The 14,213-nt window shown below is 71.3% G+C and carries 5 protein-coding genes and 1 pseudogene; all 6 read left to right on the top strand.

Annotation, left to right across the window (positions count from 1 at the left end; translation table 11 throughout):
- The first annotated feature begins 25 nt into the window (after positions 1-25).
- The 6 genes and pseudogenes from ACFHWU_RS24660 to ACFHWU_RS24685 all read left to right on the top strand — a co-directional run bounded on the left by ACFHWU_RS24660 (position 26) and on the right by ACFHWU_RS24685 (position 14,070).
- Positions 26-7,135: an SDR family NAD(P)-dependent oxidoreductase gene (locus ACFHWU_RS24660; RefSeq protein WP_416591727.1), complete on the top strand. Its 7,110-nt coding sequence runs from the start codon at positions 26-28 to the stop codon at positions 7,133-7,135.
- Between the two features lie 117 nt (positions 7,136-7,252).
- Positions 7,253-7,735: a DUF1579 domain-containing protein gene (locus ACFHWU_RS24665; protein WP_416591728.1), complete on the top strand. Its 483-nt coding sequence runs from the start codon at positions 7,253-7,255 to the stop codon at positions 7,733-7,735.
- Between the two features lie 33 nt (positions 7,736-7,768).
- Entirely contained in the window at positions 7,769-8,995 is a 1,227-nt protein-coding gene (locus ACFHWU_RS24670) for a cytochrome P450 family protein (protein ID WP_416591729.1), read from the top strand.
- A gap of 148 nt (positions 8,996-9,143) precedes the next feature.
- Positions 9,144-12,641 carry a carboxylic acid reductase gene (gene car / locus ACFHWU_RS24675; RefSeq protein ID WP_416591731.1) on the top strand — a complete coding sequence of 1,166 codons (3,498 nt, stop codon included), beginning with the start codon at positions 9,144-9,146 and terminating at the stop codon, positions 12,639-12,641.
- A 175-nt stretch (positions 12,642-12,816) separates the two neighbouring features.
- Positions 12,817-12,903, top strand: a pseudogene (locus tag ACFHWU_RS24680) (transposase); the annotation flags it as partial.
- 312 nt (positions 12,904-13,215) lie between these two features.
- On the top strand, positions 13,216-14,070 hold the full coding sequence (locus ACFHWU_RS24685) for a hypothetical protein (protein ID WP_416591730.1): 855 nt from the start codon (positions 13,216-13,218) through the stop codon (positions 14,068-14,070).
- The last annotated feature ends 143 nt before the right edge of the window (positions 14,071-14,213 follow it).

A 14,213-nucleotide genomic window follows, 5' to 3' on the forward strand; every position in this document is an offset into this window, starting at 1 on the left:
CTCTCTGATTGGCGGTAACTCACCGATGCCCGAGAACCAGAAGCTCGTCGAGTACTTCAAGCGCGTCACGGCCGACCTCTACGAGACCCGCGAGCGGCTGCGCGAGGCCGAGGACCGCGGCACCGAGCCGATCGCGGTCATCGGCATGGCATGCCGCTTCCCCGGGGGCGTCCGGTCGCCCGAGGACCTGTGGCAGCTGGTGGCCGACGGTGTCGATGCCGTGTCCCCGTTCCCGGCCGACCGCGGCTGGGACGTCGATGCCCTCTACGATCCCGACCCCGAGCAGACCGGCACGGCGTACGTCCGCGAGGGTGGCTTCCTCACCGGGGCCGACGCCTTCGACCCGGTCTTCTTCGGGATCAGCCCCCGCGAGGCCACCGCAATGGACCCGCAGCACCGCCTGCTGCTGACCACCGGCTGGGAGGCGTTCGAACGGGCCGGCATCGACCCGGCCGGGCTGCGCGGCAGCCGTACCGGCGTCTTCGCGGGCGTCACCCACAACGACTACATCTCCCGGCTCGGGACGGCCCCCGAAGGGTACGAGGGCCAACTGCTCACCGGCGGAGCGGTGAGCGTGGCGGCCGGCCGGGTGTCGTACACGTTCGGCTTCGAGGGCCCGGCGGTCGCGGTCGACACGGCGTGCTCCTCCTCGCTGGTGTCGGTGCACCTGGCCGCCCAGTCGCTGCGCTCCGGGGAGAGCGCGCTGGCCCTGGCCGGTGGCGTGACCGTGATGGCCACTCCGTCCACCTTCACCGAGTTCAGCCGGCAGCGCGGGCTGGCGGCGGACGGCCGGTGCAAGCCGTTCGACGAGTCGGCCGACGGTACGGCGATGGGCGAGGGCGCGGGGTGGCTGGTGCTCGAACGGCTCTCCGACGCGCACCGCCACGGCCACAAGGTGCTCGCGGTGGTCCGTGGCTCGGCGATCAACCAGGACGGCGCCTCCAACGGGCTGACCGCCCCGAGCGGCCCGTCGCAGCGGCGGCTCATCCGCCGGGCGCTGGCCGGCGCGGGACTCGCCGCCCATCAGGTCGACGTGGTCGAGGCGCACGGCACCGGCACCGCGCTCGGCGACCCGATCGAGGCGCAGGCCGTCCTGGCGACGTACGGCCAGAACCGGCGGCGACCCCTGTGGCTCGGCTCCGTGAAGTCCAACATCGGGCACGCGCAGGCGGCTGCCGGAGTAGCCGGGCTCATCAAGATGGTCATGTCGATGCGCCACGGGGTGCTGCCCCGGACCCTGCACCTGGACACCCCGACCAGCCACGTCGACTGGTCCGCAGGCTCGGTGGAGCTGCTGCGGGAGACGCAGCCGTGGCCGGTGACCGGTGAACCGCGCCGCGCCGGTGTCTCGGCCTTCGGGGCGAGCGGGACGAACGCCCACGTGATCCTGGAGCAGGCACCCGAACCGGCCGCGCCGGACGCCGCTGCACCGCCGCCGTCGGCGGCGGTGCCGGTGGTGCCGTGGGTGCTATCGGCCAGGTCGGAGACGGCGTTGCAGGAACAGGCGCGGCGGCTGCTGACCCACGTGACGGCTCACCCGGAGCTGTCCCCGGCCGACATCGGCTTCTCGCTGGTCAACGGGCGGGCCGCCTTCGAGCACCGGGGTGTGGTCCTGGGCGGGAGCCGGGACGAGCTGCTGCGTGGCGTGGCCGCGCTGGCCGCTGGGGAATTCACGCCGGGGGTCGTGGCCGGACGTGCTTCCGGGGGACTGGCCGTGCTCTTCCCCGGGCAGGGCGCCCAGCGCGCCGGGATGGGCAGCGAGCTGTACAAGGCGTTTCCCGTGTTCGCCGGGGCCTTCGACTCGGCGTGTGAGTTGCTGCGCCCGGGACTGAAGGACGTCGTCTTCGCCGCGGGCGCCGAACTCGCCGAGACCGGGTGGGCGCAGCCGGCGTTGTTCGCCTTCGAGGTCGCGCTGTTCCGGCTGGTCGAGTCGTGGGGGTTGCGCCCCGACCTGGTCGGTGGCCACTCCGTGGGCGAGATCGCCGCCGCGCACGTGGCGGGGATGCTGTCACTGCCGGACGCCGCCCAGCTGGTGAGCGCGCGAGCCGAGCTGATGCAGGCGCTGCCGCCCGGCGGCGTGATGGTGGCGGTCGCCGCCCCGGAGGACGAGGTGCGGGCGGAACTCGCCGGACACGCCGACGTGGACATCGCCGCCGTGAACGGGCCCGCCGCGGTGGTGCTGGCCGGTGCGGCGGAGGCGGTGGAGCGGATCGCCGGGGTACTCGCGGGGCGTGGGTACAAGACCAGGGCGCTGACGGTCAGTCACGCGTTCCACTCGCCCTTGATGGAGCCGATGCTCGACGGGTTCGCCGAGGTGTTGCGTTCGCTGACGTTCGCCGAGCCGACGATCGCCCTGGTGTCGATGCTCAGCGGCATGGTAGGAGACGCGTCGATGGCGTCCCCGGAGTACTGGGTGCGGCACGCCCGGGCGGCGGTCCGGTTCGCCGACGGCATCCGGGCCGCCGCCGACGCGGGCTGCGCGACCTTCCTCGAGCTGGGAGCGGATGCGGTGCTCACCGGGATGGGGCACGAGAGCCTGCCGGAGGCGGACTGGGTCGCGTCCGTCCGTGTCAACCGGCCGGAGGTCCTCACGGTGCTGGACGCGGCCGCCCGGGTGGCCGTCCGGGGCGCCGCGGTCGACTGGGCGTCCTGGCTGCCCGGCGCCCGCGTGGTCGACCTTCCCACCTACGCCTTCCAGGAGAAACGCTTCTGGCTCACCGATCCGAACCCGCGCCAGGACGCTGCGGCCCTCGGCCTGCTGGCGACCGGGCACCCGCTGGTCACCGGGGAGATCGCGGTTCCCGGCTCGGGCAGCATCCTGCTCACCGGACGGATCTCCCGGCACAGTCACCCCTGGGTGGCCGACCACACCGTCGCGGGCGCCGTCCTGGTACCCGGCACGGCCCTGCTGGAGCTGGCCTTCCGTGCCGGCGAGGCGGCCGGGTGCGACCGGATCGAGGATCTCACCTTCCAGGCACCGCTGATCCTGCCCGAGACCGGAGGAGTGCTGCTGCAGGTCGTGGTCGGTGCTGCGGACGACGACGGCGCCCGGGAGCTGACCGTCCACTCGCGTCCTGAGTCGGCCGAGGAAGCCCTCGAGGACGAGTGGACCAGCCACGCGAACGGGCTCCTCGCCCCGGCGCCGGTCCCCGCCCCGGACGTCGCGCCCACCCCGTGGCCGCCGGCCGGCGTCGAGCCGCTGACCGTCGACGACCTCTACCCCCGGCTCGCCGCCGGCGGCTACCACTACGGCCCGGCGTTCCAGGGCCTGACCGCGGCGTGGCAGCACGGCGACGACGTGTACGCCGAGGTCGTCCTGCCCCCGTCGGTGGCCGGGGACGCGGGTCGCTTCGGCATCCATCCGGCCCTGCTCGATGCGGCCCTGCACGGAATGCTCGCCCCCGCCGGCCGGGTGGGGGAGGGCTCCCCGGCCCGGCTTCCGTTCGCGTGGACGGGTGTGCGCCTGCACGCGGCCGGTGTCACCGCCGTCCGGGCGAAGCTGACCACAGTGTCCGCCGACTCGATGGCCGTGCGGCTGTACGACGCCGAGGGCGGCCCCGTGCTGACAGCCGAGTCGATCGTCTCTCGCGAGGTGGCCGTTGATCAGCTGACGGCGGCGCGCACCCGCGGCCACCACCGGTCGCTCCTCCGCCCGGAGTGGGCGCCGTTCCCGGGTTCCGGCGCCCGGGCCGGTGAGGGGCGCTGGGCCTCGCTGGGCGACACCCCGGTCACCCGCGCGCTGTCCGCCTCCGGCACCCCGATCCGCCCGTTGCCGGACTGGCAGGCGGTGGTCGGTTTCGTCGCGGGCGGGGCCACGGCTCCCGACATCATCGTGTACGCCCTCGACGGCGTGGCCGCCCCGGGAGACACCATCGGCGCGCAGGTCCGGTCGGTGACCACCGAGGTGCTCGACGTCGTGCAGTCGTGGCTGGCCGACGAACGTCTCGCCGCGACCCGCCTGGTCGTGGTAACCCGCAACGGCGTCGCGGTGGACCGCATCGAACTGCCCGACCTGGCGTACGCCCCGGTGTGGGGCCTGCTGCGCTCGGCGCAGTCGGAGAACCCGGACCGGCTGCTGCTCGTGGACGTCGACGACACCGCGGAGTCCGCCTCGGTGCTCTCGGCGGTGGTCACCGCGGCCCTGGCGGCGGGGGAGCCACAGGTCGCCGTCCGCGCCGGCCAGGCGACCGTCGCCCGGCTCGGCCGCACTCCGCTCGGCGAGATGCTCGAGCTGCCTGCGGGTGGTGGTTGGCGGTTGGCGGTGGGGGTGCCGGGGGTGTTGGAGGGGTTGGTGGTGGAGCCGGTGGGGGTGGCTCCGTTGGGTGTGGGTGAGGTGCGGGTGGGGGTGCGTGCGGCGGGGGTGAATTTTCGTGATGTGTTGATGGTGTTGGGGATGTATCCGGGTGAGCCGAGTTTGGGTAGTGAGGGTGCGGGTGTGGTGTTGGAGGTGGGTCCGGGGGTTTCGGGGTTTGCGGTTGGTGATCGGGTGGCGGGGCTTTTTGGTGAGGGTTTCTCGTCGGTGGTGGTGGTTGATTGTCGGGGGTTGGTGCGGGTTCCGGATGGGTGGTCGTTTGAGCAGGCTGCCGCGGTGCCGGTGGCGTTTTTGACGGCGTGGTACGGGTTGGTGGATTTGGCGGGGTTGCGTCGTGGTCAGTCGGTGTTGATTCATGCTGCTGCTGGTGGTGTGGGTATGGCGGCTGTTCAGGTGGCGCGTTTGGTGGGTGCGGAGGTGTATGCGACAGCGAGTCCGTCGAAGTGGGGTCGGGTTGAGGCGTTGGGGGTGCCGCGGGATCGGTTGGCGTCGTCGCGGTCGTTGGAGTTCGCGGATCGGTTTCCGGTTGTTGATGTGGTGTTGAATTCGTTGACGGGTGAGTTTGTTGATGCGTCTTTGGGGTTGTTGAGGCCGGGTGGTCAGTTTTTGGAGATGGGTGTGGCTGATGTGCGTGATTCGGTGCCGGGGGTGGTTTATCGGCCGTTTCAGTTGTTGGAGGCCGGGCGGGAGCGGTTGGGTGGTTTGTTGGGGCGGTTGATGGGGTTGTTCGCGTCGGGGGTGTTGAGTTTGCCGCCGGTGCGGGTTTTTGATGTGCGGCGTGCGGTGGAGGCGTTGCGGTTCATGTCGCAGGCGCGTCATGTGGGCAAGGTGGTGTTGCGGGTGCCGCGGGGGTTGGATCCGGGGGGGACGGTGTTGGTGACGGGTGCTTCGGGGTTGTTGGGTGGTGTTGCGGCGGAGCATGTGGTGCGTCGTGGTGCGCGGCGGGTGGTGCTGGTGAGTCGGCGGGCGGCGCCGGTGGAGTTGGTGGAGCGGTTGGTGGCGGCGGGTGCGTCGGTGACGGTGGCGCAGTGTGATGTGGCTGATCGTGGTGGGTTGGCTGAGGTGATCGCGGGGGTGCCGGTGGAGCATCCGTTGACCGCGGTGGTGCACACCGCCGGCGCCCTCGACGACGGCGTGATCGGCTCGCTCACGCCGGGACGGATCGACACCGCACTGCGCTCCAAGGTGGACGGCACCTGGAACTTGCACGAGCTCACCGCCGACGCCGATCTGGCCTACTTCGCGATGTACTCCTCAGCCGCCGGCGTGCTGGGCACGCCCGGCCAGGGCGGGTACAACGCGGCCAACACGTTCGAGGACGCCTTCGCCGCCTGGCGCCGCGCGCAAGGCCTGCCGGCGACGTCACTGGCCTGGGGCATGTGGGAGCAGGCCAGCGCGATGTCCGGGAACCTCGGCGCGGCCGACCGGTCCCGGATGAGCCAGGGTGGCATCAGCCCGCTCAAGACCGAGGAGGGCATGGCGCTGTTCGACGCGGCACTGGCCGCCGACGAGCCGGTCGCGGTGCCCCTCACCTTGAACCCGGCGGCCTCCCGCCGGGGCGACGGCAGCGTTCCCGCGCTGCTGCGCGGCCTGGTCCGGACCCGGACCCGGCGGGCGGCCGGCGGTCCCGCCCGCGCGGCCGAGGTGGCCGGCACCGCCGCCGCCCTGCTGACCCGGTTGTCCGGGCAGAGCGCCGAGGAGCGTGAGGGCACGCTCGTCGAGGTGCTGCGTGCGCAGGTGGCCACCGTGCTCGGCTACTCCTCGGCCGACCTCGTCCCGCTCGACGGCACCTTCCGGGACCTGGGCTTCGACTCGCTGACCGCCGTCGAACTGCGCAACCGGATCGACTCGTCGACCGGTACGCGGCTCATGGTGACCACGGTCTTCGACTACCCCACTGTCAACGAGCTGGCCGAACACCTGGCCGAGGAAATCGCCGTCCCCGAGCCGGACGCCCCCGTGGCGGTGGAGCCCCCGGCGCAGCAGGCGAGCCCCGCCGACGACATCGTGGTCCCGCTCTACGCCGAGGCTGTGGCCACCGGGCGCGGCGAGGAGGCGGTCACCATGCTGTCGTCCGCCGCACGGCTGATGCCACGCTTCACCGACCGTGAGTCGGCCGGGCGGCCCAGGACCACGCCGCTCGCTGAGGGTGCCGCCCGGCCCGCCCTCGCCTGCATCGTGCCCCCGATCGCGCCGATGATCGACACCGCGTACGCCCTGTTCGCCGAGGGCCTGCCGGAACCTCGCGAGGTGAGCGCGGTCCGGCCGCTGGGCTTCGCCGTGCGGGAGCCTCTGCCGGCCGACCTGCCGAGCCTGTTCCGCGTCTACGGCGACGTGCTGCTGGAGGAAGCCGGCATCGACCCGGTGGCGGTCGTCGGGCACTCGTCCGGCGGCTGGATCGCGTACGGCGTCGCCGCGTACCTGTGCGACATCGGTCGTCCGCCCGCGGCGCTGATCATGTTGGACACGTACTGGCCGGGGGAGTTCGTGATCGACGTGCAGCGCGACTTCATGCGCGCGCAGGCCAGGCGGCACGAGTTGATGCCCTCGGGCGGCGCCCCGCTCGGCCATCAGCTCATCGCGATGGGCGGCTACCTGAGCATGTTCGACGGCTGGAAGCCGCAGCCGATCGAGGTGCCGAGCCTGCTCGTCCGGGCGGCCGAGTACATGACCGGCGCCGCCAAGCCCGACGAGGTCCTGCGAGCCAACGACGGCACTGTCCGGGATGTCACCAGCGTGCCCGGCAACCACTTCACCATGATGTCGAAGTTCCCGGAGAAGACGGCGACCACAGTGCACACGTGGCTCGAGGATGTGCTCTGAGCCGGCGGTCGCCGATTACCCGCCGATGAGCGCGCCGTGGCGCCGTGACCTGTTCGCGGCGCCACGGCCCTGCGTAGCTTCGCCGCATCGTCGCCCGCCAGACAGGATCGAGCCGCCATGCCTGAGACCCCGGTACTGCCCCCGACCGACGTGCCGCCGCCCGAGCAGCTGCGCGCCCTCGATTTCCTGCTCGGGCACACCAGGTGCGTGGGCGAGACCCCGGCCGACGGATCGGCACCGACGGTCATGCACATGTACGGCGAGCCGACCCTGGGCGGGCACTACCTCAACGTCGATGTGGCGTGGCCGGGCACCATGTCCGGCCGCTGGATCTTCGGCTGGAACCCGCTCGACGGGCTCATCAACGTCTACTACGTCGCCGACTCCGGCACCCAGGGCACGGCGGCGTCGGCGGGCTGGCAGAACGGAGAGCTCACCGTCACGGGCTCCTACTCGGTGGTCGAGGTGGGCGGACGCCGTACGGTCCGGGACGTGTTCCGCCTAATCGATGACGGCCACTTCATCATCACCTCGTTCGTGCGCTCACCGGACGACGACCGCTGGGTCCCGCTCGATGTCTACGACTGCCGCCGCGTCTGATCCCGAAACGATGAACCTGACAGGAGACCTTCGGTGACCATCGGTCGAACCCTGCCGGAGCAGGTCTACAGCCCCGATTTCACCCGCGATCCGTACGCGGTTTTCGCCCAGCTGCGCGAACAGGCTCCGGTCTGCCGCGTGACCACCCACCGGGGCATGAACGCCTGGCTGGTGACCCGCCACGCCGACGTACGCGCGTTACTGGCCGACAGCCGGCTGGCCAAGGACGGCAACCGCATCGGCGAGCTGATGCCCCGGCACAGCAAGCTCACCGGCGCCGTCACGGGCTTCCCGCCGGGCCTCACCACCAACATGGTCAACAGCGACCCGCCGGACCACACCCGGCTGCGGCACCTGGTCGGCCGGGAGTTCACCGGGCACCGGGTGGAAAGCCTGCGTCCGCGGATCGAGGACATCGTCGACGAACTGCTCGACGATGTCGCCGCCGGAGGGGGCACGGCGGACCTGGCCGAGACGCTGTCGCGGCGCCTGCCGATCGCGGTCATCGGTGAGCTGCTGGGCGTGCCCGAGGCCGACCGGGTGGAGTTCTTCCGCTGGGCCGACACCCTGTACGGCGGCACGGCATCGCCGGAGGAGCTCGGCCAGGCCTACAACTCGATCGTCGACTACCTCGGCCGGCTGTGCGACGCCAAGCGCGACGTGCCCGCCGAAGACCTGCTCACCGCGCTCGTCCAGGTCAGCGCCGACGAGGACCGGCTGTCGCGCGAGGAACTCGTGTCGATGGCGTTGCTGCTGCTGGTGGCCGGGCACGAGACGACCAGCAAGCAGATCAGCAACGGGGTGCTGGCCCTACTGCTCAACCCGGAGCAGTGGGAGCTGTTGAAGGCCCAGCCCGCGCTCACCGCCGGCGCGGTCGAGGAGCTGCTGCGGTTCGAGGGGCCGAGCCTCTCCGCCAGCCTTCGCTTCACCACCGAGCCGGTGGAGGTGGCCGGCATGGTCATCCCCGAGGGCGAGTTCGTCCTCCTGTCGCTGGCCTCGGGCAATCGCGACCCTGAGAAGTTCCCCGACCCCGACCGGCTGGACATCACCCGCTCGACGCAGGGCAACCTGGCGATGGGCCACGGCATCCACCACTGTGTCGGCGCCGCGCTCGCCAGGCTCGAGTTGGAGATCGTCCTCGGCCGCCTGGTGTCCCGGTTCCCGCAGCTGCAGCTGTCCATCGAGCCCGGCGGCCTCGACTGGCTGGTGAACTCCTTCTTCCGCGCCCCCCTGCACCTACCAGTGTCGCTCACGGGCTGATCGCCGCCGGTCACCGCTGTCCAGGCCCCTCAACCCCGTCGGCGATCCGATGTGGCGTCGCGACCCGGTCGCAGCGCCACCGACCGGCGTAGCTTCGCCGCCTCGGCGGCACAACAGACAAGAGGCTGACTTGGAAACCCCCGAAGATGTGACCACCACGGAGCAGACCCTCACCGAGCGGCTCGTCGCCGGGGACGAGCAGATCCGGCGTGCCCAGGTCAGTGCCGAGGTCTCGGCCGCGATGCGGGCGCCGGGCCTGTCGCAGGCCCAGATCGTGGCCGCCGGCTTCACAGGGTACGCCGACCGTCCCGCCTTGGGCGAACGTGCCCGCGAAGCCGTCACCGACCCGGTCACCAGGCGCACCACCCACCGGTTGCTGCCGCGCTTCGACACCATCACCTACGGCGAGCTGTGGTCGCGGGTGCTCGCGACCGCCGCCGGCTGGTCACACGACCCGGACGCCCCGCTGCACCCTGGCGCCTTCGTCGTCTCGGTCGGCTTCCCCGGCGCCGACCTCGCGACAGTCGAGCTCGCGGTCCTGCACACCGGCGCGGTCAGCGTGCCGCTGCAGGTGAGCTCCTCGGCCGAGCAGTTGCGCCCGATCCTCGACGAGGCCGCCCCGCTCATCGTGGCCACGAGCGTCGACCGGATCGCCGTGGTGACCGCGGCGGTGGCGGGCAGCGCGTCCGTACGCCGGATCCTGGTCCTCGACCACGACGCCGCGATCGACGACCACCGGGAGGCCGTGGCCTCGGCGCGATCGGCGCTCACCGGCAGCCTGATCGTCGTCCACACGCTCGCCGAGATGATCGATCGCGGGCGCAATCTGCCCGCCCCTGAGCCGTACGCGGCGCCGGAGGGAGAAGACCCCCTGTCGCTGCTGATCTACACCTCGGGCAGCACCGGCACGCCCAAGGGCGCCATGTTCCCGGAGAGCATGACCCGCGCCAACTGGGTGCGCTTCGACCCCAAGCCGACAGACATGGCGGTCATCCGGCTCCACTACATGCCGCTGAGCCACAACGTCGGCCGTATCGTGCTGTTCGAGGCGCTCGCCGTGGGCGGCACCGCCTACTTCACCGCGCGAAGCGACCTGTCCACTTTCCTGGCGGACGCCGCCCTTGTCCGCCCCACCGACCTGTTCCTCATCCCGCGGCTGTGCGACATGCTCGCCCAGCGCTACGACAGCGAACTGGCGCGCCGCGGCGCCACGCCCGCCGACTCAGACGGCGTTCAGCGGATCCTCACCCACCTGCGCGAGGCCGTCCTCGGTGGCCGGGTGACCCGCGCGATGTCGCTGTCCGCCCCGCTGAGCCCGCAGCTGCGCCGGTTCCTGGAGTCCTGCCTCGGCTTCGCGGTGCACGACGTCTTCGGGTCGACCGAGGCCGGCGGGCTGCTCGTCAACGGCCGGGTGCTGCGCCCGCCGGTGCTCGACTACCGCCTGGTCGACGTCCCCGACCTCGGCTACTTCACCACCGACCGCCCCTACCCCCGCGGCGAGTTGCTGGTGAGGACGGCGACCATCATCCCCGGCTACTACAAGCGCCCTGAGCTCAACGCCACCCTGTTCACCGAGGACGGCTTTTACCGCACCGGCGATATCATGGCCGAGTACGGTCCCGACCACCTCGGCTACCTCGACCGCACCAAGAGCGTGCTGAAGCTGTCGCAGGGGGAGTTCGTGGCCGTGTCCCGGGTGGAGGAGTTGTTCGCGGCCGACCCGCTGATCCGGCAGATCTACGTATACGGCAACAGCGAACGGCCGTATTTGCTCGCCGTGGTCGTACCCACCGAGAAAGCGTTCGAGTCCTCGTTAGACAAGGAGGCGCTGACGACAGCGCTCGGCGAGGCGCTGCAGCGAATCGGGCAGGAGCACGGGCTGCACGCGTACGAGGTTCCGCGTGACTATCTCGTGGAGACGACTCCGTTCAGCACTGCCAACGGGCTGCTCTCCGACATCCGCAAGCCATTGCGCCCGAAACTCAAGGCCCACTACGGCCCCCGCCTCGAAGCGCTCTACACGGAACTCGCCGAACGCGAGGCAGAGCGGATCCACGCCCTGCGCGACGCCGGCCCCGGGCAACCCGTGCTGCCCGCCCTGCGTGAGGCCGCCCGGGCGCTCCTCGGCCGCCCTGCGGCGGCGCTCGCCCCGGACGCCCGCTTCGTCGACCTGGGCGGCGACTCCCTGTCGGCCCTCGCCCTGTCCCAGCTGCTGAGCGACATCTTCGAGGTCCCCGTCCCGGTCGGCATCCTGATCAGCGCCACAGGCACGCTGAGTTCCGTGGCGGCCTGGATCGAGGCCGAGCGCGCCGCTGCCGGATCAGACACCGGCCGGGCGACGGTCGCCTCCGTGCACGGCCCGAGCGCGACCTGCGTACGCGCCGACGATCTGACCCTCGACAAGTTCCTCGGTGTGGCAATCCGCGCTGCGGCGCCCTCGCTCCCCCGGGCGTCGTCGTCCGATCCGGATGTGGTGCTGCTGATGGGTGCGACCGGCTACCTGGGCCGGTTCCTGGCCCTGGAGTGGCTGGACCGGCTCTCCCGTACGGGCGGCACGCTCGTCTGCCTGGTGCGCGCCGCCGACGACGCCGAGGCCGCGCGGCGCCTCGAGCGGGTCTTCGACTCCGGCGACCCCGAGCTGCTCGAGCGCTTCCGCTCACTGACCGGGCATCTGCGCGTGTTGGCCGGCGACGTAGCCGAACCCGGGCTCGGTCTGCCCTGCGCGGCGTGGCAGGAACTCGCCGAGACAGTGGACCTCATCGTGCACGCCGCAGCACTGGTCAACCACGTTCTCCCGTACGAGCAGCTGTTCGGGCCCAACGTGGCGGGCACGGCGGAGCTCGTACGCCTCGCTGTCAGCGTACGTGTGAAGGGCATCGCTTATCTCTCCACCGTGGCCGTCATCGCGTCGCAGACCTCGGCCCCCGACGAGGACGCAGACATCCGGCTGGCCAGTCCGGAGCGGGTCCTCGACGACAGCTACGCGAACGGCTACGCGACAAGCAAGTGGGCCGGCGAGGTGCTTCTGCGGCGCGCCCACGAGGAATGCGGCGTGCCGGTCAGCGTCTTCCGCTCGGACATCATCCTGGCCCACTCCCGGTTCGCCGGGCAGCTCAACGTCCCGGACATGTTCACCCGCCTGCTGCTGAGCATCCTGGCGACCGGCATCGCCCCAGCGTCGTTCTACCGCACCGGCCCCGACGGCGAACGCCGGCCCGCGCACTACGACGGCCTGCCGGTCGACTTCACCGCGGCGGCGGTCACCGCCCTGGGCGTCACCGGGGGGTACCGCACCTTCAACGTGCTCAACCCGCACGAGGACGGCATTGGGCTGGACACCTTCGTGGACTGGCTCATCGCTGCCGGCCATCCGGTGCAGCGCATCGCGGACCACGACGAGTGGCTGATTCGCTTCGCTGCGGCCATGCGTGGACTGCCCGAACGCCAGCGCCGGCACTCGGTCCTGCCGCTGCTGCACGCGTACGCCGAGCCCACCCCGCCGATCCCCGGAGTCGGACTGCCGACCAATAGGTTCCGCGCTGCCGTCGAGGCCGCCAAGGTGGGCCCCGGCAACGACATCCCGCATCTCGACGCGGCCCTCATCACCAAGCACGCCGACGACCTGCAGCTGCTCGGCCTGCTCTGACCGCCGGCCCGGACAACGAGAAGCGTGGTTTCCATGATTGGAGTCCGTACCGGCAGCTCCGGCCAGCCCAAGGTGCGGGATCTGTCGAGTGTTCGGCCCTGTCCCACCTGCGGGGGTCTCTCTCACGTGCGGTGGTGACGGACGGTATTGCCACAGAGCTTGCAGCACTAACAAACTCTGGTCGGGCTCGTACTTCGCGGGCTCCGTCGGCGGCGCGCCACCGAGCATCGTGAAGCAGTACATCGAGCAGCAGAACCGTCCGGCTCAGAGCACTGCTCGGACCCTGGCGGCCATCACAGCGCGGGCCTTCACCCCCGGCCTGAAGGCCGGAGCACTGGCCCGCATTCCGGTAGCAACCGGTGGTCGACCCCTGAGTCCCTCACCAACGACCAGCCTCGATCGGGCTCGGCGAACGCGGCTTCGCAGAACCGGTCCGCCCGACAAGATCACAGTCTGGCCGTGAACCTCGGGACAGGGTCGGTTCGTCATGTTGATGAAGCCTGCTGGCGGGCACGGAGGATGCGGGCCGATCAAGGTTCGGTTCGGCGACGGAAGCAGAGATGACGGCATGCAGATGGACCGGACACAGGCATCGGGTTCGGCGGCGCCCCGCTGGCTCCGCGACACGGTCGCCATCGTCGGCGATGCCGAGGGTGGGACGATCGCGGAACTGGCCCGGTCGATCCCTCCGGTCGCCGGCGTTGTAACGGTCGTTGGGCAGCTCAGCGGACCGGCGGACTGGCGAACGGTTGCCGAGTCGCTCCCGATCGCGGTTCCCCCTCGCACCTCGGCGATGCTGGCTGTCGCCGGCTCCGGCTCAGCGGCGGTCGGCGTGGCGGGCTCGGCCCCGGCGGCGGTGGTCGCCGAGCAGCTCGGGTCCGAGGTGCTGGCCCCGGCCGGTAGGCTGCTCCTGGTTCCCGGCGCTGCACTGTTCGCCGTCGAAGGGTTCCGACGGTTCCGCCCGGGGGCAGCACCGGTTCCCGCCGGGCGGCGGCACCCGGCGCCCGCCTGGGAGACCACCATCGATTCTCTCTCGGCGGGCGGCAGCCACGGTCTGACCCGGGTCGCGATCCCGGCTGGCCTGTGGGTCTATCCGCAGCGACCGGATTCGACCGCACCGGGACTGGACGATCTGGCCTACGCCATCCCGGTCGATGTGGAGCGGCCGGTCCTGCTAGTCGGGCAACCCGGTCACCCGCCACCTGATGTGGACGAGGTGGCGGCAGTGGTCGACACCCTCCCGGTCGAGCTCCGTACCCGCCTGATCGTCGTGCCCTACGGTGCCGGAGCGATGGTCTGCCGAGAGCTGGCTCGGACACTGTGTCACCGCTGGCACGGCACCGTCACGATGGCTACCGGTCTGCCGACGCTGGACACGGCTGACCGGACGGTGGCGATCGCTGTCGACGCCGAACCGGCACGCTGCTAGACGAGTAGTTCCGAAGTCAGGGGTCGATGTCCGGGCATGAGGAGAGGGCATCCAAGATCATGTTGTGACGCAAGACCTGGATACCCTCTTGACCGCACTGTACGTGAAGATCGACGACAGCATCCGCGCACCTCGGTGGCGTG

The sequence above is a fragment of the Micromonospora sp. LOL_015 genome (assembly GCF_048060275.1).
Taxonomy (GTDB): Bacteria; Actinomycetota; Actinomycetes; order Mycobacteriales; family Micromonosporaceae; genus Micromonospora_E.

Coding starts and splice junctions, on each gene's coding strand:
- ACFHWU_RS24660 (WP_416591727.1), top strand. CDS start 26: ATGCCCGAGAACCAGAAGCTCGTCGAGTACTTCAAGCGCGTCACGGCC.
- ACFHWU_RS24665 (WP_416591728.1), top strand. CDS start 7,253: ATGCCTGAGACCCCGGTACTGCCCCCGACCGACGTGCCGCCGCCCGAG.
- ACFHWU_RS24685 (WP_416591730.1), top strand. CDS start 13,216: ATGGACCGGACACAGGCATCGGGTTCGGCGGCGCCCCGCTGGCTCCGC.